Here is a 26733-nt window from a genome sequence, read left to right on the forward strand (position 1 = left end):
CAGAACAGGCGCCCAGGTGACGGCCCTGGTGGGGTCCAGCCAGTGGGAAACGGCCGGAGCACGCGGCGCTTGCCCGGCCAGCTGCCATGCCGGCCCATCTTCGCCCAGACCATTGGCTCATGGCCGCGCCACGCCCGGCGCGCATCGGCGGCAGGGCTCGACCACCAGCAAGCGCATGACCGCATCCAAGCCGCACTGCTACCCTTTGCGGCATGAGCAAGCATGCTGTCGAACACGTGCCCGTTGCGGCCGCGCTAACCTGGCCGCAAAGACTGGGCCAGTACTGGAAGTTGATCCGCGGCGATCGCCCGATCGGCAGCCTGTTGCTGCTCTGGCCCACTTGGTGGGCGTTGTGGCTGGCCGCCGATGGCCTGCCGCCGTTATGGACACTGAGCGTGTTCACCGCCGGGGTCTGGCTGACCCGCTCGGCCGGCTGCGTGATCAACGACTACGCCGACCGCTGGCTGGACCCGCATGTGGAGCGCACCAAGTCGCGTCCGCTGGCCACCGGTGCGGTATCCGGGCGCGAGGCGCTGTGGGTGTTCGTGGTGCTGATGCTGGTGGCGTTCGCGCTGGTGCTCACGCTCAACTGGCTGACCGTGGCGCTGAGCGTGCCGGGCGTGTTCCTGGCCGCCAGCTATCCCTATCTCAAGCGCCACACCCATCTGCCCCAGGTCTATCTGGGCATGGCGTTCGGCTGGGGCATCCCGATGGCCTTCGCGGCAGTGCAAGGCAGCGTGCCACTGCTGGCCTGGCTGCTTTACGCGGCCAACATCCTCTGGGCCACCGCATACGACACCTGGTACGCCATGGTCGACCGCGAAGACGACATCCGCATGGGCAGCAAGTCCACCGCGATCCTGTTCGGCAAGTTCGATCTGGTTGCACAAGGCGTGCTGTATGCATTGATGTTCGCAGCCCTGGTGCTGGTGGGCCTACGTGCCGGACTCGCTACCGCTTACTGGGCCGGGCTGGGCATCGCCGCGCTGCTGGTGGCCTACGAATTCCGCCTCGCCCGCCACCGCGAACGCGGCCCCTGCTTCCGCGCCTTTCTGCACAACAACTGGGTAGGCCTGGCGATCTTCGTCGGCATCGCCGCGGCGCTGGCGTTGCGCTGACGCGAAACGGCTTGGCACCACTTGTCAGGCGCCGGCTTCGGTGGGATGCGACAGCGCGACCGGGAATTGGCTCCTCGGCTCGGTCAGACATCCTGTCTGACTCGCCGCCGCGGCACTTCCCTGTGCCGCTCTCTGCCAATCCCCGGTCACGCTGTCGCTTCGGCACGTCATTTTCATGACTTAGGTGGGCCCGCAACTTGATGACCAGTCGCCCTCAAACAGTACGGGCGAAGCCTCACGGTGCAGGCTACAACGCGTAAGCCAAGCCTCACGGCACCCGCGCGCATACCCACGCATCCACCCGCTGCACACCCGCGCGCCGCAAGGCCTGTGCGGCCGCATGCAGCGTGGCACCGGTCGTCATCACGTCGTCCACCAACGCCACATGCGCGGGCAACACGCCGCGCGCCACGAACGCATCCCGCATATTGCGTTGGCGTTCGTCCGCATCCAGCTCCGATTGCGGTGCGGTCGCCCGCACGCGGCGCAATAACGGCAGGCAGGGCAAACGCAGCGCGCGGCCAATCGGTTTGGCCAGCTCCAACGCCTGGTCGTAGCCGCGCTGGCGCAGGCGCTGCCGATGCAGGCTCACCGGCACCAGCGCCTGTGGGCGCGGCAAGTCTGCACAGCGCTTGGCCATCAACTCACTGAGCAAGCGCCCGGCCGGTAGATCCTGATGAAACTTGAAACGTCGCAGCAAGCCATCCACCGGCCAGCGATAGGTGAAGCACGCATGCACGCGCTGCAGCGGCGGCGGGTGCTGCAGGCAGTGTCCGCATCGCAGCGCTCCATCGGAAACATATAACTGCGTCGCGCAACACAGGCAGGCGTGGCCGTGATCCGGCAGGGCGGCGCGGCATGCCGGGCACAGATCGCAATCGGCAGTTCCGGCCTCTGCACAGACCAGGCACACGCTCGGCAGCAGCAACCGCAACACCCGTTGCGGCCACCTGTAAACCGAGCGCACCCCATCGAAGTTGACAGCCTCTTGCATGCTCACCAGACTGCCTGCCTTCCAAGCCGCTGACTGTCAGGAAACCCCAATGTCTGTTGTCGTACGCCATGACTGGGATCGCAAAGAGCTGCAGGCGCTGTTCGATCTGCCGTTTCCGGAGCTGCTGCACCGCGCCGCGAGCGTGCATCGCGAGCACTTCGATCCGGCGGAAGTGCAGGTCTCCACGCTGTTGTCGGTCAAGACCGGCGGTTGCCCGGAAGACTGCGCGTACTGCCCGCAGGCGCAGCGCTACGACACCGGCGTGACCGCGCAGAAGCTGATGGAGACCGAAGAGGTCGTCGCCAAGGCGCGCCAGGCCAAGGCCGCCGGCGCCTCGCGCTTCTGCATGGGCGCGGCCTGGCGCTCGCCCAAGGAGCGCGATATCCCCAAGGTCGCGGCGATGATCCGCGAGGTCAAGGCGATGGGCCTGGAGACCTGCGCCACGCTCGGCATGCTCGACGCCGGCCAGGCGCGCGCGCTCAAGGACGCCGGGCTGGACTACTACAACCACAATCTGGACACCGCACCGGATTACTACGACTCGATCATCCACACCCGCCAGTACCAGGACCGCCTCAACACGCTGGAGCACGTGCGCGATGTGGGCTTGAAGACCTGCTGCGGCGGCATCGTCGGCATGGGCGAAACCCGCGAGCACCGCGTCGGCCTGTTGCTGGCGCTGGCCACGCTGCCGTCGCATCCGGATTCGGTACCGATCAACCAGCTGGTGCAGGTCGCCGGCACGCCGTTGCATGGCACCCAGCAACTGGACCCGTTCGAGTTCGTGCGCATGATCGCGGTCGCCCGCATCGCCATGCCCAAGTCGATGGTGCGCCTGTCTGCAGGCCGCGAAGCGATGAGCGACGAACTGCAGGCGCTGTGTTTCCTGGCCGGTGCCAATTCGATCTTCTATGGCGAAAAACTGCTCACCACCGGCAACCCCGACACCGAACGCGACCAGGCCCTGTTCCAGCGTCTGGGCCTGCGCCCGATGCAGATCACCGTGGACGCCGCCGACCACGACCACCCCGGCACCGTGCATGCAGACATCACCCGCGACGCGGCCTGCGAGCACGCCGCGTAACCGCAGCTCCACCCAGCCGGCACCGATCGTCGGTACCGGCTGGGCGCGTTGAGCCGGGCACGCTACGCTAGCGGCCCTTCCCGCCGTTGAACGACTCCATGGCTCGCCCCGATCTGCACGAACGGATTTCGTCGCTGCGCAAGTTGCGTGTGGCCCAGGAACGGGTACGGGTGCGCCGCCAGGTGGGCCGCCGCGATGGCGTGCGGCTGGAAATCGATGGCCGCTGGCTGACCGGGTTCTGCTCCAACGATTATCTGGGCCTGTCGCAACAGTTCGAAGTGGTCGCCGCCTTGCAGGACGCCGCTGCGCGCGACGGTGCCGGCGCCACCGCCTCGCATCTGATCTGCGGCCACCACACCGCGCATGAAGCGCTCGAACGCGAGATCGCCGACTGGCTCGGCTATCCCTCGGCGCTGTTGTTCGGCAGCGGCTTCATCGCCAATCTGGCGGTACAGCAGGCCTTGCTCAGCGAAGAAGACGATGTCTGCGTGCAGGACCGGCTCAATCACGCCAGCCTGCTCGATGCCACACGGCTGGCCGGCTGCCGGCTGCGGCGGTATCCGCATCTGGATGTGGAAGGTGCGATGCGTCAGCTCAAGGGCGCACCCGAGGGCGCGGCGATGCTGGCCAGCGATGGCGTCTTCAGCATGGATGGTGACGTTGCGCCGCTGCGTGCATTGAGTCTGGTCGCGCGCATGCAGGAAGCGCTGTTCTACGTCGACGATGCGCATGGCGTGGGCGTGCTCGGCCCGCAAGGGCGCGGTTGCGTTGCCGATGCGGGGCTCGGCGTGGCCGAAGTGCCGCTGCAATTGGTGACCCTGGGCAAGGCGCTCGGTGGCTACGGCGCGGTCGTCGTTGGCGACGAAGCGCTGGTGCGCCATCTGGCCGAAACCGCGCGCCCGTACATCTACACCACCGCGCTGCCGCCGGCACAGGTCGCCGCGACCCTGGCGGCCGTGCGCCTGGCGCGGCGCGACGACTGGCGGCGTGCGCGGCTGACCGAATTGATCGGCAGTTTTCGCGATGGCGCGCGCCGGTATGGGTTCGAACTGATGGCCTCCGATACACCGATCCAGCCCTTGCTGTGCGGCGAAGAATCCACGGTGATGGCGATGTCCGCTGCGCTGGAACAGGCCGGCTTTCTGATCGGTGCGATCCGCCCGCCCACCGTGCCCGAAGGCAAGGCGCGTCTGCGCATCACCCTGTCTGCGTTGCACACGCCGCAACAGGTGCAAGCGTTGATCGAAGCCCTGGTGCAGGCCCGCGATGTGGTGAGCCGGCAACCGCTGCGCGCCTCCGCCTGAGGGCGGCGATCGAAACGACTGCGCAGCCGCCGGGCAGCACAGCCGGTGCGCGGGGTGGCATGGACCACCCGACCACTGCAGTGCCGAACGCGCAATCCACGCCCAGCTGACACTTGCTGGATCAGTGGCGCAAGCGCTGGTGCTGGCGCGGACATGCGCGCACGTACTGGCTCGCACCCAGGATCAATGCGCCACGCGCAAGCTTCATGCACTGACTCAAGACTCACCGCCCCTTCCGCGCGGATCTGTGCACGCCGATCCGTGCCGATCGGCGACAATGCGCGCATGCATATCGATGTTATCGGCCACGGGCCTGCGCTGGTTCTTCTGCACGGTTGGGCGCTGCACGGCGGCGTGTTTGCACCGTTGGTGGAGCGACTGGCGCCGCACTATCAACTGCATCTGGTGGACCTGCCCGGGCACGGTTTCAGCCGCGACGACAGCACGCCATTGGCGCTGCCGTACGTGGTCGCCGCAATCGCTGCGGCCACACCGCCGGCAGTGTGGATCGGCTGGTCGTTGGGCGGCTTGTTCGCGCTGCATGCCGCGGCCACCCAACCGCAGGTACGCGGGCTGGCGATGATCGCGGCCACGCCGCGGTTCGTGCGTGGCAACGATTGGCCGGAGGCGGTCGAACGCGAGGTCTTCGTGCAATTCGGCCAGGACTTGTCGCGCGATTATCGCGGCACCCTGGAGCGCTTTCTGGCGCTGGATACGCTGGGCTCGGCGCATGCCCGCGCCGAGCTGCGCAGCCTGCGCGAGACGCTGGTTGCGCGCGGCGAACCGGCCGCCGACGCCTTGCAACAAGGCCTGAGCCTGCTGGAACGCACCGACCTGCGCCGCGCGCTGCCGCACTTGGCCCGCCCCAGCCTGTGGATTGCCGGCCAACGCGATCGCCTGGTTCCGGCAGCCGGCATGCACGCCGCCGCGGCGCTGGCCCCGCATGCGCAAGCACTCACCATCGCCAGCGGCGGTCACGCGCCATTTCTCGGCCACGCCGATCAGGTCGCCGAGGCACTGCAACGCTTCGTTGCGTCCGTACCATGAGCGGATCGCCGATCATGCCAACTCATCGATCGAGGAGCAGCGCATGGACTTGGGAATCGCCGGACGTTGGGCATTGGTATGCGCCGCCAGCAAAGGTTTGGGGTTGGGCTGCGCACGCGCACTCGCCGGTGAAGGGGTGAACGTGGTGATCGTCGCGCGCGGGCGCGATGCCTTGGAGCAGGCCGCTGATACGTTGCGTGCGCTTCCGGGCGCCGGCGAGGTGCGCAGCGTGGTGGCCGATATCGCCACCCCGCAAGGACGCGCCGATGCGCTCGCCGCCTGCCCACAGGTGGATATTCTCATCAACAACGCCGGTGGCCCGCCGCCAGGTGATTTCCGTCAGTGGGAACGTGAAGACTGGCTGCGCGCACTGGATGCCAACATGCTGGCGCCGATCGAACTGATCCGCGCCAGCGTCGATGCGATGCGCGCACGGCGCTTCGGCCGCATCGTCAACATCACCTCCAGCGCGGTGAAGGCGCCGATCGACATCCTGGGCCTGTCCAACGGCGCGCGTGCCGGCCTCACCGGCTTCGTCGCCGGGCTGGCGCGCAGCACGGTCGCCGATAACGTCACCATCAACAATCTGCTGCCCGGCCAGTTCGCGACCGACCGCCTGCGCGGCAACTTCGCCGCGATCGCGCAACAGCAAGGTGGCACCGCCGAGGACGTCGCCGAGCGCAAGCGCGCGGGCATTCCGGCCGGGCGCTTCGGCGAGCCGGACGAATTCGGCGCGGCCTGCGCATTCCTGTGCAGCGCGCAGGCCGGCTACATCACCGGGCAGAACCTGCTGATCGATGGCGGCAGCTACCCGGGCACGTTCTAGAGCGCTTCGGCCATGCGGAGGTTGTGGCGACCGCGGCGGACGTCGCGGTCGTTTTCGGCCACGACTCGGCGTGTCGAAACACAGTGCCGGTCCATTGCGGTCGCCACGCAGTCGCTGGCAGAGCGACCGCGTGCAGAGCTCTCCATGCCGATTGCCACGCCACACCACACATCGATTCCCTCCGCCGCGCGCAGCGGCGACAATAGCCCCGCAATGAACAGTACCTTCGACCCCCGCCACGTCCGGCGCGCCTTTGCGCGTGCCGCCAGCAGCTATGCCGCCGCCGCCGCACTGCAGCGCGAAGCGGAAACGCGCCTGCTCGAATCGCTCGACTACTTTGACGACCAGCTGCCCAAGGTGGTGCTGGATGTCGGCGCCGGCCCCGGCCATGCCAGCGGCGCGATCAAGAAACGCTGGCCCAAGGCGCAGGTGATCGCACTGGATCAGGCTATGCCGATGCTGCGCCAGGCGCGCAAGGCCGCGGGCTGGTGGAAACCGTTCGCGCAGGTCTGCGCCGATGCGCGCGCGCTCCCGGTCGCCGACGGCAGCGTGGATGTGATCTTCAGCAATCTGTGCCTGCAATGGGTGGAAGACCTGCCGGCGGTGTTCGCCGGCTTCCGCCGCGCGCTGCGCCCGGGCGGGCTGTTGCTGTGCTCCACCTTCGGCCCGGAGACGCTGATCGAACTGCGCGAAGCCTTCGCCCAGGCCGACCCGGCCCCGCACGTCAGCCGCTTCCCGCCAATCGCGCAGTTCGGCGATGCCTTGTTGATGTCCGGCTTCCGCGACCCGGTGCTGGACCGCGACCTGTTCACGCTGACCTACAGCGACCTGCCCGCCTTGATGCGCGAACTGCGGGCGATGGGCGCCACCAACGCGCTCAGCGATCGCCGCGCCACCCTGACCGGACGCGGTCGCTTCGCCGCCGCCAGCGCCGCGTACGAGCCGTTACGGCGGCCCGACGGCACCTTGCCCAGCTCCTGGGAAGTGATCTACGCGCACGCCTGGGCACCGGCACCGGGCGCGCCCATCCGCGAACAAGGGCACGACATCGCCAGCGTACCGTTGGCCTCGATCCCGATCCGCCGCCGCATCGACTGAGCGGCGGTACAGATCGCTGGCCGCAATGCAGCTGCTGCCGGTGAGACACACAATCTTGGGCCGATGCCAATGCCGACCTGTCAGGCTCGGCGGCGACACCCGGTAGAATTCAGTCGTTAACGGCCGCATGTTCCTGTGACGGCTCACCTTGTTCAACGCCTCAACCAGAGTGGCTGGCAAAACGTGGCAAGCAGTCGTCGGGTGCGTGCAGACGGCGCGGAGGAACCGGTGTGTACGTGTGCAGTACATGCTGGTTCCGAGCACCGGCAGCGCCCGGCTGCTGCATCGTCGTTTTGATCCCGCTCTTGCGTTTGCGGCCCCCGCTCCCTAATTGGCCTTCTCCATGTTGAAGTGGCTCATCATCGCGCTGTTCATCGCATCGGCGCTGTACATCCATTACCGCGGTCGCGTGCGGCACCGGCTCAGCCGGCAGCTGCTGGACCATTCCACCTTCATGGCACCGATCAACACGCTGATGTATCTGTGTTCGCGGGTGCCGACCACGCCCTTCATCGATCCCGGCAAGGAATTCCCGGAGCTGGCACCGTTGCGCGCCAACTGGTCGCTGATCCGCGATGAAGCGGTGGCCCTGCAGCAGATGCAGAAGATCCGCGCCGCCGACGGCTACACCGACATCGGCTTCAACTCGTTTTTTCGCCGTGGCTGGAAGCGCTTCTATCTGAAGTGGTACGGCACCGCGCACCCGTCGGCGTCCGAACTGTGCCCGCAGACCACCGCCTTGCTGAAGTCCATCCCCACGGTGAAGGCGGCGATGTTCGCCGAGTTGCCGCCGGGCAGCGAACTGCGCCCGCACCGCGACCCGTTCGCCGGGTCCATGCGTCTGCATCTGGGCCTGGCCACGCCCAACGACGACCGCTGCTTCATCGACGTCGACGGCCAGCGTCACAGCTGGCGCGATGGCGAATGGACCATGTTCGACGAGACCTACATCCACTACGCGCGTAACGACACCGACCAGGACCGCATCATCCTGTTCTGCGATATCGAGCGCCCGATGCGCTGGCGCTGGGCGGCGGCGGTGAACCGCTTCGTCGGCCGCAGCCTGCTCTCGGCCGGCGCCTCGCCCAATCAGGAAGGCGACAAGACCGGCGGCATCAACCGCGTGTTCCGCTATTTCTACGCTGGCCGCCTGAGGGCCAAAGCCTTGAAGGAACGCAACAACCCGCTGTACCAGACGCTCAAATGGGGCATCTTCATTCTGGTAGTGATCGGCATCGTGTTGCTGTAACGCCAAGACCGACCGCGTAGGAGCGCGCTTGCGCGCGATGAAGCGTTACCGAGAAAGCCTCATCGCGCGCAAGCGCGCTCCTACATAGGCATAGGTCCGGCCGCACTACCGCACCAACCACGTAGGAGCGCACCCGGGCGCGACCAAGCTTCCCGGTAGCGCCTCATCGCGCCCAGGTGCGCTCCTACGCAGGTCTAGCCCGTGCCGGTCGATGCAATCAGCGCGAGACCTGCGCGATCCATTCCTGCAGGTTGTAGTAGTTGGTGACGCGGGTGATCTTGCCGTCGCGCACATCGAAGAACGCACCACCCGGCAGCACGTAGGTCTGCCCGTTGGCCTCCGGCAGGCCCTCGTCGGTGGTGTGGTAGACCCCGTGCACCACGTACTCGGCGCCGACCCGGGTGCCGTCCTCGTTGGCGGTGATCACGATGTCGCGCAACTGCTCGCGGTAACTGTCGTTCATGCGTTGCAGAAAAGCGGCGAATTCCGCCCGGCCGATCTCGCGCGGTCCCTGATTGAGGTCGTGCGCCACATCGTCGGCCAGGAACGCCAACATGGCGTCCCACTCGCCGCGGTTGAATGCTTCATAGTAGGCCTGGACCAGGCCGGTGGCGCGTTGCCGATTGCTCTCGCTCATGCTCGAACCTGCCGCTGGGAAAGCCGCATCATAGAGCGCGTCTTGCACTGCAACGTCATCGCACACTGCAGACCCGGCATCAGGCGCCCTGCACCACCAGGTCGCGGTGGAAGTAATAGACCTCCTGCAGCAGAAAGCGCCAGCTGGTGTGGAAGCTGCGAAAGCGCGTGCTGGGGGTGGACGAGGCCAGCGCATCCACGCCCAGCTCCTGGCTCAGCCGCAGCGCGCGCGCCATGTGCAGCGGGTCGCTGACGATGATGGCCCGGTGCATGCCGTGACGCTCCATCAGCGCGCGCGCCTGCTGCAGGTTCTGCCGGGTGGTGCGTGATTCGGTTTCGATCACGATCGCTTCCGGCGGGATGCCGTGACGCAGCGCATAGCGCCGCGCGACCTGCGACTCGGCAAAGCGTGCGCCATTGCCGAAGCCGCCGGTGAACAACAGCCGCGGCGCATACCCCTGCGCGTACAGATCCAGCGCATGCCGGATGCGCTCTTCGAACACCGGCGAAGGCCGCGCGTCGTAGGCGGCCGCGCCCAGCACGATGATCACATCGGCCGGCGCGGCCTGGTCGCGGTCGCCGATCCACACGATCCAGCCCGCCACGCCCACCAGCCAGATCGCCGCCAGCATGCATAACCGCCAGCCCCAGCCCCACAGGCCGAGCCCGCGCGAGCGCCTGCTCACGCCGCGACCCATGGCAGCGCGTCCAGATCGACATTGCCGCCGGACAGGATCAGCCCGACCCGGCGCCCGGCAAAGCGCGCCGGGTCGGCCAGCACCGCCGCCAGCGCAATCGCCGAGGACGGCTCCACGACTTGTTTGAGGATCTGCCAGATCAGCCGCATTGCCTGCACCACCGCGGCATCGTCCACGGTGATCACCTGCGCGCCAGCCGCCTGCAACAGCGCGAAGTTCGGCGCCCCCAGGGTGCCGCGCAAGCCGTCGCAAATGGTGTCGGGGACAAAATCGACCAGGCGCTCGCCTGCCGCCAGCGAGCGCGCAGTGTCGGCCGCGCCGCTGGGCTCGGCCAGGACCAGTGCGCAACCCGGCGCGGCCTGCAGCGCCAAGGCCGCGCCGGCAGCCAGCCCGCCGCCGCCGACCGGCGCCACCAGCACGTCCAGGCCGCCGCTCTGGTGCAACAGTTCCAGCGTGGCGGTGCCCTGCCCGGCGATCACGGCCGGATCGGTGTAGGGATGGACCAGCGTCGCGCCGCTGCTGGCCTGCACTTCCGCGCACAGCTGCTCGCGCGCGGCGATAGTCGGTGCGCAGCGCCACAGCGTGGCGCCGTGCCGGGAAATATTGGCCAACTTGGCGGCCACCGCACCCTCCGGCACCACTACATGGCAACCGATGCCACGGGTGCGCGCGGCCAGCGCCAAGGCAGCGCCGTGGTTGCCGGACGAATGCGTGACCACGCCGCGCGCGGCCAGCTCCTCGGGCAACGACCACACCGCATTGCAGGCGCCACGGAACTTGAATGCACCGCTGCGCTGCAGGTGTTCGGCCTTGAAGAACAGCTGCGCGCCGCAGAGCGCATCCAGGCTGTGCGAGGTCAGCAACGGTGTCGGCGCGCACTGCGGCGCGATGCGCGCAGCGGCTTGCAGGACGTCGGAATGGGCAAGAGAAACCGTCTCGATCATGCCTGCAAGATTAACGTATCCCCCACTCTTCACGGTTGCGCGCACAATTCCCGCGCATGCTGGATCAATGAAAAAGCGCCACATAGCGACACAGTTAAGGACCGATTCAATGCATCGGTTCGAAAGTGGGACCATGGTTGCAGGAGGGCACCATCCATGAAATTCCGTCTGATCTTCGCCGCCGGGCTACTGGCTCTGAGCGGCTGCGCGACTTACGACTACACCGGCGGTGGGTCGGGCGGCTATTACCGTGGCGCTCCGGCCGTACAGTATCGCTACCCGCCAGGTTACTCGCCGTATTTCTACGGCAATCCGTACGGCAACCCCTATGGCGCCGGTTCGATCGGGTTGTACGACTACCCGGTGTATCCGGTCTATCGCGGCGGTGGCGGCTACTACTACCGGCAGAACGATCGGCGCCCACAATACCGACCGCCGCGCCCGAACGGCTCGTACCACAATGGCCCGCGTCCGAACGGTCCCCGCCCCAATGGCCCGCGTCCGCAGCAGCCCAATCGTCCACCGGCAACCGGCGCTCCGCCGTCGCGGCCGCCGGCACGCATCGGTGCGCCGCCTGGGGTGATTCGGCAGATTCAACGGCAGACAGCACCCCGCAATACCCGTGAGCAGATCCCCTGAGTTGCTGACTGCGACGCGGCCCACAAATGGATAGATTGGGGGCTTGCGTTCAGCCGGCACTTGGTTGCAAGCTAGGTGCTCTGTGTGACCCGCCACGTCATTTTTTGACCTGACGCGTTCCACTGACTGACTTATGTCGATGTCCGACAGGGAAATCTGGATCCCCCCTGTTCCGGCCCTGTCGGATATCGGCGCCTTCAACGCATAAAGCCCCGGCATGCCGGGGCTTTATGCGTTTGTCCTTTGCTTAATCTGGCAGCACTTGACCGCATCAGCTTGGCAGAACGCATCGGCAGCGGCGCCAACCGCAGAAAAAAATAAGGGTCGGCAGTCCCCCGACTACCGACCCTTACGCTACCCCATCGCACGCGCGGCTGGCCCCTGTTCCAATTCCAGCCTTGCGCCCATGTCGCAATGCCACGACGGGTGCATTAGGGATATCCGCACGGAACATGCCAACTTGAGTGCCACTGTTCGAAAATGTGATTCACATCACATTTTTATCGATTGAGTGACCTCAAGCGCCCTTCCGCCGATAATTCCGCGGCCGCTTGTCCTCCTTCCGCTTCCCAGTCCACGCCCATGTCCGACACCTTTTATCGCTACGACGTCATCGTGATCGGCGGCGGCCATGCTGGCACCGAGGCCGCGCTGGCCTCCGCGCGCGCCGGTGCCCGCACCTTGCTGCTGACCCACAACATCGAGACCGTGGGCGCGATGAGCTGCAACCCGGCCATCGGCGGGATTGGCAAGGGCCATCTGGTCAAGGAAATCGATGCGCTGGGCGGGGCGATGGCGCGCGCGGCGGATCTGGCCGGCATCCAGTGGCGCACGCTCAATGCCTCCAAGGGGCCGGCGGTACGCGCCACCCGCTGCCAGGCCGATCGCAATCTGTACCGCAATGCGATCCGCAGCATCGTCGAGGCGCAGCCCAACCTGACCGTGTTCCAGGCGGCGGTGGACGATCTACTCATCCACAACGGCGCCACCGAAGGCGACAGCGTGCGCGGGGTCATCACCCAGACCGGGCTGCATTTCGAAGCACCCGCGGTGGTGCTCACGGCCGGTACCTTCCTGGCCGGCAAGATCCATGTTGGCGAGACCCAGTACGCGGCCGGGCGCATGGGCGACCCGCCGGCCACCACGCTGGCCGCGCGCCTGCGCGAACGGCCGTTTGCGATTGACCGGCTCAAGACCGGCACCCCGCCACGTATCGACGGGCGCACGCTCGACTACAGCGTGATGGCCGAACAGCCGGGCGACGACCCGTTGCCGGTGATGTCGTTCATGGGCCAGCGCAGCGATCACCCGCGCCAGGTCAGCTGCTGGATCACTCACACCACCGAACAGACCCACGACATCATCCGCAGCGCGCTGCATCGCTCGCCGCTGTATTCGGGACAGATCGAAGGCATCGGCCCGCGTTACTGCCCGTCGATCGAAGACAAGGTGGTGCGCTTCGCCGAGAAGACCAGCCACCAGATCTTCGTCGAGCCCGAAGGCCTGGAGGTCACCGAGATCTATCCCAACGGCATCTCCACCTCGCTGCCGTTCGATGTGCAGCTGGCGCTGGTGCGCTCGATCCATGGGTTTGCGCAGGCGCATATCACCCGCCCCGGCTATGCGATCGAGTACGACTTCTTCGACCCGCGCGGGCTCAAGGCCTCGCTGGAAACCAAGGCGGTGGGCGGGCTGTTCTTCGCCGGGCAGATCAATGGCACCACCGGTTACGAGGAAGCCGCCGCACAGGGATTGCTGGCCGGCCTCAATGCCGCGCGTCATGTGCAGGCCTTGCCGGCGTGGTCGCCGCGTCGCGATGAGGCGTACCTGGGCGTGCTGGTGGACGATCTGATTACCCACGGCACCACCGAGCCGTATCGCATGTTCACCAGCCGCGCCGAATACCGGCTGCAGCTGCGCGAAGACAATGCCGACGCGCGCCTGACCGGCATGGGCCGTGCGATGGGCCTGGTCGACGATGCGCGCTGGGCGCGGTTTTCGGCCAAGCAGGAAGCGGTGCAGCGCGAAAGCGCGCGCCTGCAGGCACTGTGGGCAACCCCGGGCAATGCGCTGGGCCGCGAAGTGGCCCAGACCCTGGGCGTGGCGGTGAGCCGCGAAACCAACGTACTGGATCTGATCAAGCGCCCCGAACTCAACTACGCTGCGCTGATGCGCGTGCCGACGCTGGGGCCGGGCGTGGACGATGCACAGGTGGCCGAGCAGGTCGAGATCAGCGTCAAATACGCCGGCTACCTGGACCGCCAACGCGATGACATCGCGCGTCAGCAACGCCACGAAACCACGCCGATTCCAGAAGGGTTCGATTATGCCGGCGTGCGTGGCCTGTCGATCGAAGTGCAACAGAAACTCGAACGCGTGCGCCCGCAAAGTATCGGCCAGGCACAGCGTATTGCCGGCATGACGCCGGCGGCGATCTCGCTGCTGCTGGTGCATCTGGAACGCGCGCGGCGCAGCCAGGTGGCGTGAGGGGCTTGTGGTTGGTTGATCGATTACGTCGCCGCTCGGCAAGCACGTCGTCCGACGGATTCCACGATGACGTCGGTCATCCATCGCGCTGCCACTCGGTCGCCAGCGAAGGTCTCGCGTACAGCTAGATCAATCAACCAGCCGTCGCTTGTCCCACAGCCACCGACAACAGTCGGTGGTGCTTGCGCGCGTGCCGGCGTGGGACCTTATGCGGCAGGGATGCCGCATAAGCGCCTACATGGACGTACTTGCGGCGTGTCCCACGCCGGTACGCGTGCAAGCGCCCTAAGTGAACCGAAGCATGCGCGCAATATTGCCAACAGATGTCAGCATGCGATGCCATGTCGCCACGTGCGAAGCCACCGGTACGCGCAGGCTTGCCGCTCGTCCGGCGGACTCTAGCGGCACGGGGGAAGTTGCTATGCTCGATCAACTATGACGACTTTCTAATCCATGAACAGATCGAGTGCGATGTTGAAGGCAACTGTGCGCAGTGCCTGTCTGCTTTTAGTGCTGATGCTGGCGAACATCGCGCCAGCGATGGCCACTACCGAAGAAGATGGCCGTTACTGGTTAAGTGTGTATGCCCAGGGCAAGTTGCCGGTCGAAAATCTGTACTGGAGCATGGATATCCATCCGCGCTGGCGCGAGGAAGGCGAGCAGTTCGACCAACTGATTCTGCGCCCCGCCGTGTTTTACCGGCTCAATCCCAAAGCCAGTGTCTGGATGGGCTACGACACCATTATCAGCCACCCGGCCGGGCAATCCTCCAACCGCGAAAATCGCTGGTGGGGGCAGTTTCAATATCAGTTCGATCCAATTGCCAATATCACCATTACCAGCCGCACACGTCTGGAGCAACGCCACCGCGAAGGTTTCAGCGACGAAGGGTACCGAGTGCGCCAGATGATCCGGGCCGTGCGCCCCAGCGCGTTGTCGCCGCAATTATCGTGGGTGGCGTTCAACGAACTGTTCGTCAATCTCGATCAGACCGAGTGGGGCGCGCGACGCGGTCTCGATCAGAACCGCGTATTCGTCGGTATCAACTGGAAGTTCAACGCCATCGCCAATGTCGATGTCGGGTATCTGAATCAGTTCGTCAATACGCCTGCAGTGGACCGCGAAAACCACGTGCTGATGACCACCTTCCGCTTCAATTTCTAGTCACTCGCCCACCGCCCGATGGCGGGCAGCAAACGCTGGCGCAGCACCAGTGCCGCCAGCGCCAACGTCTCATCGGCGGCGCGCAGTACGCCGCCCATGTTGATGAAACCGTGGATCATGCCGGGGAAGCTGTGCAAGGTGACTTCCACGCCGGCAGCACGCAGCCGCTCGGCATAGGCGCGTCCTTCGTCGCAGAGCATGTCGCGATCGCCCACCACGACCAGTGCGGGCGCAACGCCGGCCACATCGGGCACCAGCATCGGCGAGACGCGCCAGTCCTGTGCAATGGCGGGGTCGGGCAACAGATGTCGATTGAAAAAGCGCACCGCATCTGCGGTGAGCGGCGGCAGTCCGGCATTGTGCGATCGCGACGGGTACACGCCAGTGTCCTCGCGTGCATCGGTGAGCGGATACACCAACACCTGGCAGCGCAACGCGATCCCGGCGTCGCGCGCGGCCAGCGCTGCAACTGCGGCCATGGCGCCGCCGATGCTGTCGCCAGCAATGGCCAGCCGCTGCACATCGGCACCAACCGCATGGGGCTGGGCCACCAGCCACTGCAGGGTGGCAATCACGTCTTCCACGCCGGCCGGTGCGGGGTGTTCCGGCGCCAGACGATAGTCGACCGCCAGCAGCTGACAGCCGGCACGCGCAGCCAGTTGCCGGCAGACGTCGTCATGGGAGTCCAGATCGCCCACCACACCACCGCCGCCATGCACGAACAGGCAGGTCGGGGCGGGGCCAGGGGCAAGCTCGGATGGTCGATACAACCGCAACGGCACCGGGCCGGCAGCGGTGTCGGCGTGCAGATCGCGCACCTGCGCCATCTCCACGCGCGGGAAGCCGAGCTGCGCGCCGAGCGCGCGCATCATCGCGCGCGCACCTTCGATCGGCAGGGTGTCCATGGCCGGTTGACCGGATTGTTGAAGCTGGGCAAACAGGCGCACGACATCAGGATCAAACGACATGACAGACCCTCCAGGAGACGAGGAGCGAGCCTGCCAGATACTTATGATCAATCACCATTAAATTGCATAAATAATTTCAATGGCATTGCCTGATGCACACCGCAGCGCTGCAAAACCCTTGACTGGCCTTGCATGCGGCGGCAAGGGCGGAACCCGGCGGGCTTGTCCGACAGTCCACGCAATCAGCGTCAGTTGGTTTTTTGCTGCGCCGCATCGCATCTGCACGCGCTGGCATCGGCGCGCTCAGCGCGCACCGACACGTTGCCCATGACCAGTGCACGCTGGCAGTGCGCCGTGTGCGCCATTGCCAGTGTCGCGCCGCATAGGGCGCGACAGCCGCTGGCTAATCTTCGTCTTCCGCAGCTGCCTCGCGACCTTGCTGGCGAATGAGATTTTCCTGGCGTGCGTCTTCGATCGAGGCACGGATGGCGCGGACGTCGGCGCGGTGGGTGTCGAACTTGAAGCGTCCGGTCAGCACGCTGTCCGGGCGCAGCTCGCCCTTTTCGAACAGCGCCCACATCTCTTCGCCGTAGTAGGTTTCCAGCAACTCCGGCGCGAAGCGGCCCAGACAATCGCGCAGGTTGTGCACGTCGCGCAGCAGCATGTCGCGCGCGGCATTGTTGCCGGCGGCGCTGACCACCTGGGGGAAGTCGATCAACACCGGCCCCTCGGGCGAGACCAGCACGTTGTATTCGGACAGATCGCCGTGCACCAGACCCAGCGACAGCATCTTGACCACATCGCCGATCAGGCTGGTATGGAACACGCGCGCCTGCTCCGGTTCCAGCTCTACCTCGCCCAGCCGCGGTGCGCTGTGGCCGGCTTCGTCGGTGACCAGATCCATCAGCAGCACGCCGTGGAAATAGCCGCGCGGCTTGGGCACATGCACGCTGGCATCCATCAGCTGGTAGAGCACCTCGGCTTCGGTGTTCTTCCACGCGGTCTCGGCTTCGCGGCGGCCGAACTTGGTGGCCTTGCCCATCGCGCGTGCCTGGCGGCTGCCGCGCACCTTGCGGCCTTCCTGGTATTGCACGCGCGCCTGGAAGCTGCGCTGCGCCATATCCTTGTAGACCTTCGCGCACAGGATGTCGGCGCCTGTGCTGACCACATAGACGGATGCTTCCTTGCCGCTCTTCAGTGGTCGCAACACTTCGTCGATGATGCCGTCGTCGATCAGCGGTTGCAGGCCCTTGGGGGTTTTCATGGACTAAGAGGACCGATCCGGAACAAACCAGCGGCGATTATGCGGCAAGCAGGGTGAAGCGATTACATGTCCAGGCACAAGCTGCGACCGGGGGCATGCTTCGGCGTGAGCGCTTACCATGCGTGAACCTGTCCAACCTGCGACCCAATGCCCGAGCCCGCCGCCAGCCGACGCAAACGCCCCACCGCCGTGCCCGCAGTCGGGAGCGAACGCGGCCTGCCGCATGAGTTGATGCAGCAGATCGCCGCTGCCCAGGGCGACCCGGACTTCATGACCTCGCTGGGACGCGGATTGGTGGTACTCAGCGTGTTCGCCCAGCACGCGCGCGAGGTGACGATGTCGCAGATCAGCCTGGAGACCGGCATCTCGCGCGCAGCGGTGCGGCGGGTGCTGCATACGCTGGCCAAGCTGGGCTATGTCGGCGAGCAGGGCCGCGGCTATGTGCTGCTGCCGCGCGTGTTGGGCATCGGCGGGGCATATGCGGCCTCTTCGTCGATGACTGCGGCAGCGCAGCCGGTGCTGGATGGCTTGCGTGACCAGTTGCACGAATCCTGCTCGCTGGGCGTGCTGGACGGCGACGACCTGTTGTACGTGGCGCGCGCCGAGACGGTGCGCATCATGTCGATCGGGCTGCGCCCGGGCACGCGCCTGCCGGCGTACTGCACCTCAATGGGCCGGGTGCTGCTGGCCGCCCTGCCCGGCGACACCTTGCAGGCGTATCTGGAGCGCACCACGCTGCGCCCGCGCACCGACCGCACGGTGACCCAGGCATCGGCACTGCTGGAGCTGCTGGCACGAACGCGCCGCGAAGGCATGTGCCTGACCGACCAGGAACTGGAAATCGGCCTGCGCTCGATCGCGGTGCCGGTGCGTAACCTGCGCGGCGAGGTGATCGCCGCGCTCAACATCGGCGCGCAGGCCGGACGCGTGAGCCTGCAGACGATGCAGACGCAGCTGCTGGAACCGCTGAAGCAAGCGGCACAGCGGTTGGGGGCGTTGTTGAGTTAGGGCTTGTCGAACACGCTCAGCGCGGCCGGCGCAGAAAGCCGACCACCGCATCCACCCAGGCGGCATGCGTGTCTTCGACATGCGCCACGTGGTCGGCATGTGGCAGCGTGACCCAACTGCGATCTTCGCTGCGCAGGCGTGCATACAGGTGCGCGTTGTCCGGCTGGGTCGCGATGGGATCGTCGACGCCACGCAGCAGCAGCACCGGCAGCGTTGCCACCTGCTCGGGCTGGAAGGCGAACTGCTCCATCGCGCGCCAGTCGGTGCGCACCGGATCGGCCGACACCGCCTGCGCAGCGTAGGCCGCACGCACGCCAGAGGGCGCGGCATTGGCGGTGATGAAATCCTCGCCGGCTGCTTCGACCGTGGTGCGTGCGCGCAATGGCTGCGCGGACGGTGGTGTTGCATCGGGAGCTGCATCGACATCGTCCGGAAAGCCGTACAGCACCAGCGCAGACAGCGCCTGCGGGTGTTGCTGGCCGATCAGCAGCGCCACCCGCGCGCCGTTGGAATAACCGAGCAGCGCCGGCGGCGGCAAGTGCGCGTGCTTGCGGGCGATCCAGGCCAGCACCTCGGCGACATCGGCCACTGCGCGCGCTGGCGTGTTCCAGCCGCTGCCATCGCGCGCACTGCCGCCATAGCCGCGCAGGTCCACCGCGTAGGCGGCATACCCGGCCTGCGCCAAGGCCGCGAGCACCGATCGCGAATCGCGCGCTTCGCCGGGAACCTGCAGGTCGAAATTAGGCAGCGCACTCCAGGTACGCCCATGCACCAGCAGGATCGTGCCACGCGGTTGTGCCGGTACGCGCGACCACACCGCCAGCGTCTGGCCATCGTCGGCGCGAACCTGCGACAACTGCGTGCCCGGTCCGGGATGCGGCTGCGCCTGCAGCGCACAGGTGGCGAGCAGCAGCATCAGCAGGCAGGCAAAGCGCAACGTCATGAGTCATCTCCCTGGGACGTGATGTCCGATAGCGGCCATCTTGCCTGCGATGCTTGGCGGTGTACGAGTGGCACATGCCGATTCCGGGCACCGACGTGCCCACCTAGCGGCTACGTAATCGTTTTTTGGCCGCTCTTGCTGCTCGCGCCTCGAGCACGACACACGTGGTTGCGCTGCCGGCATGCGCAGCGTGTTCCGGTGTCGCTCGTCAGAGTGTCTGACGCGATGCTAGCGGCTCAGCCTTCGGCGGCCTGTTCTTCGAGAATCGGTTTGGCCAGCGCGAATGCGTGATTGGCCGCCGGCACGCCGCAATAGACCGCCGCCTGCAACAACACCTCCTTGATCTGCTCGGGCGTGACGCCGTTGTTGCGCGCGGCGCGCACGTGCAGCTTGAACTCTTCGTCATGGCCCAGCGCCACCATCATCACCAGCGTCAGCAGCGAGCGGGTATGCGCGGGCAGGCCGTCGCGGGTCCAGATGCTGCCCCAGGCGTAGCGGGTGATCAGTTCCTGAAACTCTTCGGTGAACTCGGTGCGTGCGGCCAGCGAGCGGTCGACATGCGCATCGCCGAGAACGCGCCGGCGCTCGTGCAGGCCAGCCTGGTAACGCTCGTCTTCGTGCATTGGATCTCTCTTGCGTGGGGAATGGTTGGAGCGGCCGTGCAGCGCAGGCGTGCTGGCAGCTGCTTTAGTCGGCCCGGAGAAAGCGCAACACGGTGTCGTTGAACGCGGCCGGCGATTCCAGATTGCAGATATGCCGGCCGGGCACCTGCGCGTAATGGCCGTGCGGAACGGCAGAGGCGATCTCGCGCAGATCGTTGGGCGGGCAGACCGGGTCATCTTCGCCAGCCACTGCGAGCAATGGCAGCGCCAGCGTGTCGAGCGCGCCACGGAAATCGGCATCGGCCACGGCCTGGCAGCAGGCGATGTAGCCGTCCGGCGAGGTCGCCACGAACGCGGCCACGATCATCTCCAGCCGCTGCGCGTGGCTGATGGCAAACGGCGGCGTGAACCAGCGCTGCAAGGTGGCATCGACCAGCACGGCCAGGCCTTCGCTGCGCACCTGTGCGATGCGCGCGTTCCAGCTCTCGCTGCTGCCGATCTTCTGCGCAGTGGCGCACACCACCAGCCGCCGCAGCCGTTGCGGTGCGTGCAGGCCCAGCCACTGCCCGGTGAGGCCGCCGATCGACACGCCGCAGAAGTCGCTCTGATCGATCTGCAACGCATCCCACAGCGCCAGCACGTCCTGGCCCAGGTCGGCGACGCTGTAGGGGCCGGGCGGCGTGTCAGAACCGCCATGACCGCGGCGGTCGTAGCGAAGGATGCGGTAGTGCGGCGCAAAGGCAGCGATCTGTGTGTCCCACATCTGCAGGTCGGTGCCGAGCGAGTTGCAGAAGGTCAGCCAGGGGCGGCCTTCGGTGCCGTCCAGCCGATAGTGCAGGCGGTGCGTGGGCAACTGCAGATAGGCCATCGAAGTACCTTCAGCTAAGAAGAAGAAGCGGCAAGCACGCGATCGATCCAGACCGAGGACATGCCGCGCCAGCTGTCCACATCGAACAGCGCCTGCAGTTGCGCATGCGTGAGCACCGCACTGACCAGTGCATCGTCGGCGAGCACCTCGCGCAGATGCCGCTGCTGCGCCTGCGCACGTGACACCGCCTGCTCCACCAGGGCATGCGCCTGCGCTTTGCCGAGCTGCGCTGCGAGTGCGAATACCACCGCTTCGGCATACAACACGCCGCCATGGCTATCCAGATGCGCGCGCATGCGCTCGCGGTCCAGTTCCAGATCGGCCAGGCACAGCTGCATCTGCGCAACACTTCCGGCAGTGAGGCAGACGATCTGCGGCAAGGTCTCCCATTCGGCGTGCCATTGCCCGGCGGCGCGCTCATGCGGCTGCGCCATCGCGCTGAACAAGGTCGCGACCAGGCCGGGCACGCGCGTGGCAGCCGCAATCGCGGCGACACTGGAGACCGGATTGCGTTTGTGCGGCATCGCCGAGGAGCCGCCTTTGCCGGCAGCGGCAGGCTCGAACACTTCGCCGACTTCCGATTGCATCAGCAGCACCACATCGCCGCCGATCTTGCCCAAGGTGCCGGCCAACAGGCCGAAGGCGCAGCCGACCTCGACGAGGCGGTCGCGCGCGGTGTGCCACGGCAATGCGGGCAACGGCAGCGCCAGCGTCGTGGCCAGTGCCTGGGCGACATCGAGGCCGCGCTCCTGCAACGACGCCAACGTACCGGCGGCGCCACCGAACTGCAGTACCAAGGCATCGCGCTGCAAGGCCTGCAGGCGGTGGTGCGCGCGCCGCAACGCATCCAGCCAGCCGGCGACCTTGAGCCCGAAGGTGACCGGCACCGCCTGCTGCAACAAGGTGCGACCGGGCAGGCCGGTGTTGCGTTCGCGTTCGGCCAGTGCGGCCAGATCGGCGCACAGGCGTTGCAGACGCGGTAGCAACAGGTCGAGCGCAGCGCGCAGCTGCAGCACTGTGCCGGTATCGATGACGTCCTGACTGGTGGCACCCCAGTGCACCCAGCGCGCGGCCTGCGCATCGTGTTCGGCCACGCGCGCAGTCAGTGCCTTGACCAATGGAATGGCGGGGTTGCCGGCGAGTGCGGTGGCCTGCGCCAGCGCGGCCAGATCGTAGTGCTGCACGTCGCAGGCATTGGCAATGGCCTGCGCGGCCTCGGCCGGAATCACGCCGCACTGCGCCTGCGCGCGGGCGAGCGCGGATTCGAACGCCAGCATCGCCTGCACACGCGCCGCGTCGTCGAACAACGCGTCGCACGCGGGCTCGCCAAACAAGGATCCCAACAGGGAAGACGTCGCAGTCATGCATGGCCTCTCTTGGCGTGCGGGCAGCATGGCATCGATACGCAGGAGTGCCAACTGGCGTGCGCGGTGCGCACGCGCGCGCATCGCAGCATGGGCAAACGCGCAATGATGCTGCGGTCAATAATGAAAGAACACCGTTTCCGCATCGCCCTGCATGTGGATGTCCCACACGTAGTTGCCACTACCGCGCGATTGCGCCAGCAGTGTGGCGCGACGCTCGGCCGGCACCAGGGCAAGGATCGGATCGCTGCGCAGTTGCGGGTCGTCGGCGAAGTACAGCCGTGTCGACACGCCGCGCAGCAGCCCGCGCATGAACACCAGCACGGTCAGATGCGCGGCCTGCAGCTTGCCGTCGGGCCCGGCGACCTGGCCTGGCTTGATGGTGCTGAAGGAAAAACATCCTTGCGCATCGGTCGGCACGCGGCCCCAGCCATCGAAGCTGGGGTCGTGCGTTTCAAAGCGGGTGTCGGCGGCATGCGCATAAATGCCGGCCGCATCGGCTTGCCACAGTTCCAGCACCGCGTCGGCCACCGGAGTACCGGCGCCGTCGAAGATACAACCGCTGATCTGCACCTGCGTGCCTGTGGCCTGCGCAGATGCGAGTTGGTCGCGATACAGCGGCTCCAGCCCGAGCCGGTAATACGGGCCAACGGTTTGCGACGGGGTGGTGTGCAGGCTCATCGATTCACTCCCAGACCGTTTGCTTGCGACCGCGCAACACGATGTCGAAGCGATAGGCCAGCGCGTATTCGCTCACCGCGTTTTCCCAGTCGAAACTGGACACCATACGTTCGCGTGCCAGCGGATCGTCCACGCAGTTGTAGATCGGGTCGTGCGCCAGCAATGGGTCGCCGGGGAAGTACATCTGGGTGATCAAGCGCTGTCCGATACCATCGCCATGCAGCGAAAAATGGATATGCGCCGGCCGCCAGGCGTTGTAGTGATTGCGCCACGGATACGCACCCGGCTTGATGGTCTTGAACGCATAGCGGCCGTGGTCGTCGGTGAGCACCTGGCCGGTGCCGCGAAAATTGGGATCCAGCGGCGCATCGTGCCGATCGCCCGCATGTTGATAGCGGCCAGCCGCGTTGCATTGCCACACTTCCACCACGCTGTTGCGCACCGGCTTGCCGTTTTCGTCGAGTACGCGGCCGGAGACGATGATGCGCTCGCCCAACGGCTCGCCGGCAAAGCCGGCAGTGAGATCGGCGGCATGCTCGCCCAGCGTGAGCCGATCCAGTCGCGGGCCGGTGACTTCCGACAGCGTGACCGGGATGTCGATCGGCGCGCGTGTGGGGCCGCGCAACGCGGTGGATGCATAGGGAAGATGCAGATACGCCGGCTGCGTGCCGATCCGGATGCGGCGATAGCCGAGCAGCGGATCGATTGGCGTGTCAGAGCTGGGGTCGCGCATGCGGGATCTCCATCGGTTGCGCTGCGGCGCGGTCGAGAATGCTGGCGTCAACGCTGCAAGCGTCGAGAACGCTATGGGTGTGCGGTAACGGCAGCGGTGGTTGCAACGGGCGCACTACACGCGCTCGATCGCCAGCGCCACGCCCTGCCCCACGCCGATACACATGCTGGCCAGGCCAAGCCGTCCGTTGCTGGCTTCCAGTTGCCGCAGCAAGGTCAACGCCAGCCGCGCGCCGCTCATCCCCAATGGGTGGCCGAGTGCGATGGCGCCGCCGTTGGCGTTGACGTGCGGCGCATCGTCGGCCAGCCCGAACGCGCGCGTGCAGGCCAGTGCCTGCGCGGCGAAGGCTTCGTTGAGTTCGATCGCATCGAACTGCTCGATGGTCAGGCCCAACCGCGCCAGCAAGCGCTGCGTGGCCGGCACCGGACCGATCCCCATGAAGGCCGGCTCCACACCGGCGGAGGCGAAGCCGAGCACGCGCGCGCGCGGGGTCAGCCCATGCATCTGCACCGCCTGCGCGGAGGCCAGCAACAAGGCCGCAGCGCCATCGTTGAGGCCCGAGGCATTGCCGGCAGTCACCGTGCCAGGCTGGCGGAAAACCGGCTTGAGCTTGGCCAGCATCTCGGCCGTGGTATTCGGGCGCGGGGGCTCGTCGCGATCGACAGCGGTTGCCTCGCCACCTTTGCGTGGGGCCACGGTCACCGGCGTGATTTCTCCATCGAAGAACCGGGCCGCCTGTGCAGCGGCAACGCGTTGCTGACTGCGCAATGCAAAGGCATCCTGGTCTTCGCGCGCGATGGCATAGCGCTGCGCCACGTTCTCTGCAGTTTCGCCCATCAACTCCACGCCATAGGCGCCCTGCAGACGCGGATTGACGAAACGCCAGCCCATCGTGGTGTCTTCCAGCTGTTGCGTGCGGGCGAATGCGCCCTCGGCCTTGCCCATCACCCACGGCGCGCGCGTCATCGATTCGACCCCGCCGGCGATCGCCAGCCCCAGTTCGCCGGCACGGATGCCGCGCGCCACCGTGCCGATCGCATCCAGCCCGGACCCGCACAGGCGATTGAGCGTGCTACCCGGTACCGAAGACGGCAACCCCGCCAGCAACAGACTCATGCGCGCGACATTGCGATTGTCTTCGCCGGCCTGGTTTGCGCAGCCCAGATACACGTCTTCGATCAGCGCCGGTTCCAGTTGCGGATGACGCGCCATCAACGCGGCGATCGGTACCGCGCCGAGGTCATCGGCACGCACGCTGGCCAGAGCGCCGCCGTAACGGCCGATCGGCGTGCGGATGCCATCGATCAGATAGACCTCGCTCATGCCTCGGCTCCCGCAGCCTGCTTGCCATGCGCCGCATCGGTGCGTGCCTGCAGCGCGCGCAGCGCCTGCAATTCCGCAGCGCTCGGTGGGGTGGTCTGCGCCAGATCGGCGGCGAAGCGGATCGGCCAGCCGGTGGCGGCACTCACCTGTTCGCGGGTGCTGCCGGGGTGCAAGGCGGTGACGGTGAGTTCACGGGTCACGGGGTCGGGCTCCATCACGCACAGATCGGTAACCACCACGGTCGGGCCGGCGCCAGGCAGGCCGGCACGCTGGCGCGCATCGCCACCGTCCAGATGCCCGACCGTGGTGATGAAGTCCAGCACCGGCACGAAGCTGCGTGTGGATTGGCGAATGATGATGAACACCTGCTTGGCGCTGGCCGCAATCTCCGGCGCGCCACCTGCGCCTGGCAGCCGCGTTTTCGGCGCATCGTAGGGGCCGATCACCGTGGTGTTGAGGTTGGCATGGCGATCGATCTGCGCCGCGCCCAGAAAGCCCACATCCACGCGACCGCCCTGCAACCAGTAGCGAAAGATCTCCGGCGTGGAGACCACGGTGTCGGCGGTGTCGGCCAGTTCGCCATCGCCGATCGACAGCGGCAGCACGTCCGGGCGCGCGCCGATCGGGCCGGATTCGTAGATCAAGGTGACGTCCGGCGCATGCGTCAGCCGCGCCAGGTTGGCGGCAGTGGATGGCAGGCCGATGCCGACGAAGCACACCGCGTTATCGGGCAGGCGCCGCGCCGCCGCCACGGTCATCATTTCGTTGGTGCTGTAGTCGCTCATGCGGCCACCTGCAACAGCGAGTGCGCGTACACGCGCTGGAAGGCAGCGAAATTCTCGGTATCGAGAATATGCGTCTGGATCCATGCCTGGAAGCGCGCACGGTCGCGGGCGATCGCATCCCAGGCCAGATAGAAGCGATTGTCGCGGGCGTAGTAGCCATGCGCATACGACGGTGCGGCGCCGCCGGGCACGTGGCAGACCGCATCCACCACCCAGCGCGGCAGGATGCAGGCGTTGGGCGGCGCATCCAGCGTGTCGACGATCTCTTCCACCGTCACGATCACCTTGCGCGCCGCCAATGCGGCTTCTTTCTGCACGCCCAGAATGCCCCATAGCAGCACATTGCCGCGGCGGTCGGCCTGCTGCGCATGGATCACGGTGACATCGGGATTCACTGCCGGCGTGGTGGCCAGCGTTTCGCCGGTGTACGGGCATTGCAGGAACTTGATGCTGTCGTTGACGCGCGGCAGGTCCGAGCCGACATAACCGCGCAACACCGCGAACGGCAGGCCCGAGGCACCGGCCACGTAGGCGTTGGCCATATCGGCATGGCTGTGTTCGCGGATCTGGAGCGGCTGCGGCCAGGCATGTTCGACCGCATCGCGCAGCCGGTGCAGCGAGCCGACGCCGGGATTGCCGCCCCAGGAAAACCGCAATGCCGCCGCGCACCCGGCGCCGATCAGTTGGTCGTAGATCAGGTCCGGCGTCATGCGCACCAGGCGCAGGTCGCGCTTGCGCTGGCGGATCACCTCATGACCGGCGGCGTGCGGGATCAGATGGGTGAAGCCTTCCATCGCCACGCAATCGCCATCGGCGATCAGCTGGGACACCGCTTCTGAGAGGGAGACGATTTGGGCCATTGCAATGTCCTGCGCAGCGAGCGTGCGGTCACGGTAGGCGCAGCGGCACAGCCCGGTCAATCCGATTATCGGTGTGCGTATTCGATAATCGCACAATTTCGCTTGG

26 protein-coding genes and 1 other RNA gene are annotated in these 26733 nt (G+C 66.6%); 11 read left to right on the forward strand and 16 right to left on the reverse strand.

Translation table 11 applies throughout. The annotated features are described in order from the left end of the window. The first annotated feature begins 212 nt into the window (after positions 1–212). Complete coding sequence (ubiA, locus tag AC1KVG_RS08340; protein ID WP_481094083.1) at positions 213–1118, forward strand: 4-hydroxybenzoate octaprenyltransferase; 906 nt, start codon at positions 213–215, stop codon at positions 1116–1118. A gap of 268 nt (positions 1119–1386) precedes the next feature. Here the strand turns inward: ubiA and AC1KVG_RS08345 are convergent, their stop codons facing one another. Next, positions 1387–2112 (reverse strand): ComF family protein, encoded by a 726-nt coding sequence (locus AC1KVG_RS08345; protein WP_317060954.1) that lies wholly within the window; start codon positions 2110–2112, stop codon positions 1387–1389. A gap of 49 nt (positions 2113–2161) precedes the next feature. On the opposite strand from AC1KVG_RS08345, the gene bioB reads away from it, so the two are divergent. The 5 genes from bioB to bioC all read left to right on the forward strand — a co-directional run bounded on the left by bioB (position 2162) and on the right by bioC (position 7471). Beyond that, positions 2162–3196, forward strand: a complete 1035-nt coding sequence (gene bioB / locus AC1KVG_RS08350; RefSeq protein ID WP_104592564.1) for a biotin synthase BioB — start codon at positions 2162–2164, stop codon at positions 3194–3196. Between the two features lie 98 nt (positions 3197–3294). Continuing rightward, complete coding sequence (gene bioF / locus AC1KVG_RS08355) at positions 3295–4500, forward strand: 8-amino-7-oxononanoate synthase (RefSeq protein ID WP_481094084.1); 1206 nt, start codon at positions 3295–3297, stop codon at positions 4498–4500. Between the two features lie 285 nt (positions 4501–4785). Then, positions 4786–5547 (forward strand): pimeloyl-ACP methyl ester esterase BioH, encoded by a 762-nt coding sequence (bioH, locus tag AC1KVG_RS08360; RefSeq protein ID WP_481094085.1) that lies wholly within the window; start codon positions 4786–4788, stop codon positions 5545–5547. Between the two features lie 43 nt (positions 5548–5590). Further along, positions 5591–6373, forward strand: coding sequence for an SDR family oxidoreductase (locus AC1KVG_RS08365; protein WP_481094086.1), 783 nt, complete (start codon positions 5591–5593; stop codon positions 6371–6373). A 213-nt stretch (positions 6374–6586) separates the two neighbouring features. Next, positions 6587–7471: a malonyl-ACP O-methyltransferase BioC gene (gene bioC, locus AC1KVG_RS08370; RefSeq protein ID WP_104551520.1), complete on the forward strand. Its 885-nt coding sequence runs from the start codon at positions 6587–6589 to the stop codon at positions 7469–7471. A gap of 171 nt (positions 7472–7642) precedes the next feature. Here bioC and AC1KVG_RS08375 read toward each other — a convergent pair. Further along, a non-coding RNA gene (locus AC1KVG_RS08375) (sX9 sRNA) lies at positions 7643–7720 on the reverse strand. A 94-nt stretch (positions 7721–7814) separates the two neighbouring features. Between AC1KVG_RS08375 and lpxO the strand changes: the two genes are divergently transcribed. Continuing rightward, positions 7815–8720: a lipid A hydroxylase LpxO gene (gene lpxO, locus AC1KVG_RS08380; RefSeq protein ID WP_481094087.1), complete on the forward strand. Its 906-nt coding sequence runs from the start codon at positions 7815–7817 to the stop codon at positions 8718–8720. Positions 8721–8937: 217 nt separating this feature from the next. Here the strand turns inward: lpxO and AC1KVG_RS08385 are convergent, their stop codons facing one another. The 3 genes from AC1KVG_RS08385 to AC1KVG_RS08395 form a co-directional block, all read right to left on the reverse strand. Then, positions 8938–9357 carry a nuclear transport factor 2 family protein gene (locus tag AC1KVG_RS08385; protein ID WP_104551522.1) on the reverse strand — a complete coding sequence of 140 codons (420 nt, stop codon included), beginning with the start codon at positions 9355–9357 and terminating at the stop codon, positions 8938–8940. 79 nt (positions 9358–9436) lie between these two features. After that, positions 9437–10054, reverse strand: a complete 618-nt coding sequence (locus AC1KVG_RS08390; protein WP_006451966.1) for a YdcF family protein — start codon at positions 10052–10054, stop codon at positions 9437–9439. Then, positions 10039–10998 (reverse strand): pyridoxal-phosphate dependent enzyme, encoded by a 960-nt coding sequence (locus AC1KVG_RS08395; RefSeq protein WP_481094088.1) that lies wholly within the window; start codon positions 10996–10998, stop codon positions 10039–10041. The genes AC1KVG_RS08390 and AC1KVG_RS08395 overlap by 16 nt, the downstream gene beginning before the upstream one ends. Before the next feature lie 156 nt (positions 10999–11154). On the opposite strand from AC1KVG_RS08395, the gene AC1KVG_RS08400 reads away from it, so the two are divergent. The 3 genes from AC1KVG_RS08400 to AC1KVG_RS08410 all read left to right on the forward strand — a co-directional run bounded on the left by AC1KVG_RS08400 (position 11155) and on the right by AC1KVG_RS08410 (position 15288). Beyond that, entirely contained in the window at positions 11155–11637 is a 483-nt protein-coding gene (locus AC1KVG_RS08400) for a hypothetical protein (protein ID WP_043910088.1), read from the forward strand. A gap of 582 nt (positions 11638–12219) precedes the next feature. Then, positions 12220–14124 carry a tRNA uridine-5-carboxymethylaminomethyl(34) synthesis enzyme MnmG gene (gene mnmG / locus AC1KVG_RS08405; protein ID WP_481094089.1) on the forward strand — a complete coding sequence of 635 codons (1905 nt, stop codon included), beginning with the start codon at positions 12220–12222 and terminating at the stop codon, positions 14122–14124. Positions 14125–14577: 453 nt separating this feature from the next. Further along, a complete protein-coding gene (locus tag AC1KVG_RS08410) occupies positions 14578–15288 on the forward strand; it encodes a DUF2490 domain-containing protein (protein ID WP_317060944.1) in 711 nt (236 codons plus the stop codon). On the opposite strand, the gene AC1KVG_RS08415 is transcribed toward AC1KVG_RS08410, so the two are convergent. Both AC1KVG_RS08415 and AC1KVG_RS08420 read right to left on the reverse strand, forming a co-directional pair. Continuing rightward, entirely contained in the window at positions 15285–16256 is a 972-nt protein-coding gene (locus tag AC1KVG_RS08415) for an alpha/beta hydrolase (protein WP_481094090.1), read from the reverse strand. The two genes, AC1KVG_RS08410 and AC1KVG_RS08415, sit on opposite strands and share 4 nt — an antisense overlap. A gap of 343 nt (positions 16257–16599) precedes the next feature. Further along, positions 16600–17460, reverse strand: coding sequence for a PA4780 family RIO1-like protein kinase (locus AC1KVG_RS08420; protein WP_006451961.1), 861 nt, complete (start codon positions 17458–17460; stop codon positions 16600–16602). 147 nt (positions 17461–17607) lie between these two features. Here AC1KVG_RS08420 and AC1KVG_RS08425 point away from each other — a divergent pair, with 147 nt between their 5' ends. After that, entirely contained in the window at positions 17608–18468 is an 861-nt protein-coding gene (locus tag AC1KVG_RS08425; RefSeq protein ID WP_055828399.1) for an IclR family transcriptional regulator domain-containing protein, read from the forward strand. A gap of 16 nt (positions 18469–18484) precedes the next feature. Here AC1KVG_RS08425 and AC1KVG_RS08430 read toward each other — a convergent pair whose 3' ends face one another. The 9 genes from AC1KVG_RS08430 to AC1KVG_RS08470 all read right to left on the reverse strand — a co-directional run bounded on the left by AC1KVG_RS08430 (position 18485) and on the right by AC1KVG_RS08470 (position 26627). Then, positions 18485–19411 (reverse strand): alpha/beta hydrolase, encoded by a 927-nt coding sequence (locus AC1KVG_RS08430; protein ID WP_481094091.1) that lies wholly within the window; start codon positions 19409–19411, stop codon positions 18485–18487. A 236-nt stretch (positions 19412–19647) separates the two neighbouring features. Beyond that, the gene (gene pcaC / locus AC1KVG_RS08435; protein WP_481094092.1) at positions 19648–20034 is read right to left on the reverse strand and encodes a 4-carboxymuconolactone decarboxylase; all 387 of its coding nucleotides are present in this window, start codon (positions 20032–20034) and stop codon (positions 19648–19650) included. 64 nt (positions 20035–20098) lie between these two features. Continuing rightward, a complete protein-coding gene (gene pcaD / locus AC1KVG_RS08440; RefSeq protein ID WP_481094093.1) occupies positions 20099–20881 on the reverse strand; it encodes a 3-oxoadipate enol-lactonase in 783 nt (260 codons plus the stop codon). A 14-nt stretch (positions 20882–20895) separates the two neighbouring features. Beyond that, a complete protein-coding gene (locus AC1KVG_RS08445; RefSeq protein WP_481094094.1) occupies positions 20896–22245 on the reverse strand; it encodes a 3-carboxy-cis,cis-muconate cycloisomerase in 1350 nt (449 codons plus the stop codon). A 117-nt stretch (positions 22246–22362) separates the two neighbouring features. Then, positions 22363–22926, reverse strand: coding sequence for a protocatechuate 3,4-dioxygenase subunit alpha (gene pcaG / locus AC1KVG_RS08450; RefSeq protein ID WP_481094095.1), 564 nt, complete (start codon positions 22924–22926; stop codon positions 22363–22365). Positions 22927–22930: 4 nt separating this feature from the next. Beyond that, the gene (pcaH, locus tag AC1KVG_RS08455; RefSeq protein ID WP_316697078.1) at positions 22931–23659 is read right to left on the reverse strand and encodes a protocatechuate 3,4-dioxygenase subunit beta; all 729 of its coding nucleotides are present in this window, start codon (positions 23657–23659) and stop codon (positions 22931–22933) included. 114 nt (positions 23660–23773) lie between these two features. After that, a complete protein-coding gene (pcaF, locus tag AC1KVG_RS08460; protein WP_481094096.1) occupies positions 23774–24982 on the reverse strand; it encodes a 3-oxoadipyl-CoA thiolase in 1209 nt (402 codons plus the stop codon). Continuing rightward, complete coding sequence (locus AC1KVG_RS08465) at positions 24979–25767, reverse strand: CoA-transferase subunit beta (protein WP_104551341.1); 789 nt, start codon at positions 25765–25767, stop codon at positions 24979–24981. The genes pcaF and AC1KVG_RS08465 overlap by 4 nt, the downstream gene beginning before the upstream one ends. Continuing rightward, a complete protein-coding gene (locus AC1KVG_RS08470) occupies positions 25764–26627 on the reverse strand; it encodes a CoA transferase subunit A (RefSeq protein ID WP_481094097.1) in 864 nt (287 codons plus the stop codon). Before AC1KVG_RS08470 ends, AC1KVG_RS08465 begins: the two co-directional genes overlap by 4 nt. Positions 26628–26733 lie beyond the last annotated feature (106 nt).

Source organism: Xanthomonas sp. NCPPB 3959 (assembly GCF_056675575.1).

Bases quoted from the DNA above. Each gene is read 5' to 3' on its own strand.
- ubiA (WP_481094083.1), top strand. From the start codon at position 213: ATGAGCAAGCATGCTGTCGAACACGTGCCCGTTGCGGCCGCGCTAACC.
- AC1KVG_RS08345 (WP_317060954.1), bottom strand. From the start codon at position 2,112: ATGCAAGAGGCTGTCAACTTCGATGGGGTGCGCTCGGTTTACAGGTGG.
- bioB (WP_104592564.1), top strand. From the start codon at position 2,162: ATGTCTGTTGTCGTACGCCATGACTGGGATCGCAAAGAGCTGCAGGCG.
- bioF (WP_481094084.1), top strand. From the start codon at position 3,295: ATGGCTCGCCCCGATCTGCACGAACGGATTTCGTCGCTGCGCAAGTTG.
- bioH (WP_481094085.1), top strand. From the start codon at position 4,786: ATGCATATCGATGTTATCGGCCACGGGCCTGCGCTGGTTCTTCTGCAC.
- AC1KVG_RS08365 (WP_481094086.1), top strand. From the start codon at position 5,591: ATGGACTTGGGAATCGCCGGACGTTGGGCATTGGTATGCGCCGCCAGC.
- bioC (WP_104551520.1), top strand. From the start codon at position 6,587: ATGAACAGTACCTTCGACCCCCGCCACGTCCGGCGCGCCTTTGCGCGT.
- lpxO (WP_481094087.1), top strand. From the start codon at position 7,815: ATGTTGAAGTGGCTCATCATCGCGCTGTTCATCGCATCGGCGCTGTAC.
- AC1KVG_RS08385 (WP_104551522.1), bottom strand. From the start codon at position 9,357: ATGAGCGAGAGCAATCGGCAACGCGCCACCGGCCTGGTCCAGGCCTAC.
- AC1KVG_RS08390 (WP_006451966.1), bottom strand. From the start codon at position 10,054: ATGGGTCGCGGCGTGAGCAGGCGCTCGCGCGGGCTCGGCCTGTGGGGC.
- AC1KVG_RS08395 (WP_481094088.1), bottom strand. From the start codon at position 10,998: ATGATCGAGACGGTTTCTCTTGCCCATTCCGACGTCCTGCAAGCCGCT.
- AC1KVG_RS08400 (WP_043910088.1), top strand. From the start codon at position 11,155: ATGAAATTCCGTCTGATCTTCGCCGCCGGGCTACTGGCTCTGAGCGGC.
- mnmG (WP_481094089.1), top strand. From the start codon at position 12,220: ATGTCCGACACCTTTTATCGCTACGACGTCATCGTGATCGGCGGCGGC.
- AC1KVG_RS08410 (WP_317060944.1), top strand. From the start codon at position 14,578: ATGAACAGATCGAGTGCGATGTTGAAGGCAACTGTGCGCAGTGCCTGT.
- AC1KVG_RS08415 (WP_481094090.1), bottom strand. From the start codon at position 16,256: ATGTCGTTTGATCCTGATGTCGTGCGCCTGTTTGCCCAGCTTCAACAA.
- AC1KVG_RS08420 (WP_006451961.1), bottom strand. From the start codon at position 17,460: ATGAAAACCCCCAAGGGCCTGCAACCGCTGATCGACGACGGCATCATC.
- AC1KVG_RS08425 (WP_055828399.1), top strand. From the start codon at position 17,608: ATGCCCGAGCCCGCCGCCAGCCGACGCAAACGCCCCACCGCCGTGCCC.
- AC1KVG_RS08430 (WP_481094091.1), bottom strand. From the start codon at position 19,411: ATGACGTTGCGCTTTGCCTGCCTGCTGATGCTGCTGCTCGCCACCTGT.
- pcaC (WP_481094092.1), bottom strand. From the start codon at position 20,034: ATGCACGAAGACGAGCGTTACCAGGCTGGCCTGCACGAGCGCCGGCGC.
- pcaD (WP_481094093.1), bottom strand. From the start codon at position 20,881: ATGGCCTATCTGCAGTTGCCCACGCACCGCCTGCACTATCGGCTGGAC.
- AC1KVG_RS08445 (WP_481094094.1), bottom strand. From the start codon at position 22,245: ATGACTGCGACGTCTTCCCTGTTGGGATCCTTGTTTGGCGAGCCCGCG.
- pcaG (WP_481094095.1), bottom strand. From the start codon at position 22,926: ATGAGCCTGCACACCACCCCGTCGCAAACCGTTGGCCCGTATTACCGG.
- pcaH (WP_316697078.1), bottom strand. From the start codon at position 23,659: ATGCGCGACCCCAGCTCTGACACGCCAATCGATCCGCTGCTCGGCTAT.
- pcaF (WP_481094096.1), bottom strand. From the start codon at position 24,982: ATGAGCGAGGTCTATCTGATCGATGGCATCCGCACGCCGATCGGCCGT.
- AC1KVG_RS08465 (WP_104551341.1), bottom strand. From the start codon at position 25,767: ATGAGCGACTACAGCACCAACGAAATGATGACCGTGGCGGCGGCGCGG.
- AC1KVG_RS08470 (WP_481094097.1), bottom strand. From the start codon at position 26,627: ATGGCCCAAATCGTCTCCCTCTCAGAAGCGGTGTCCCAGCTGATCGCC.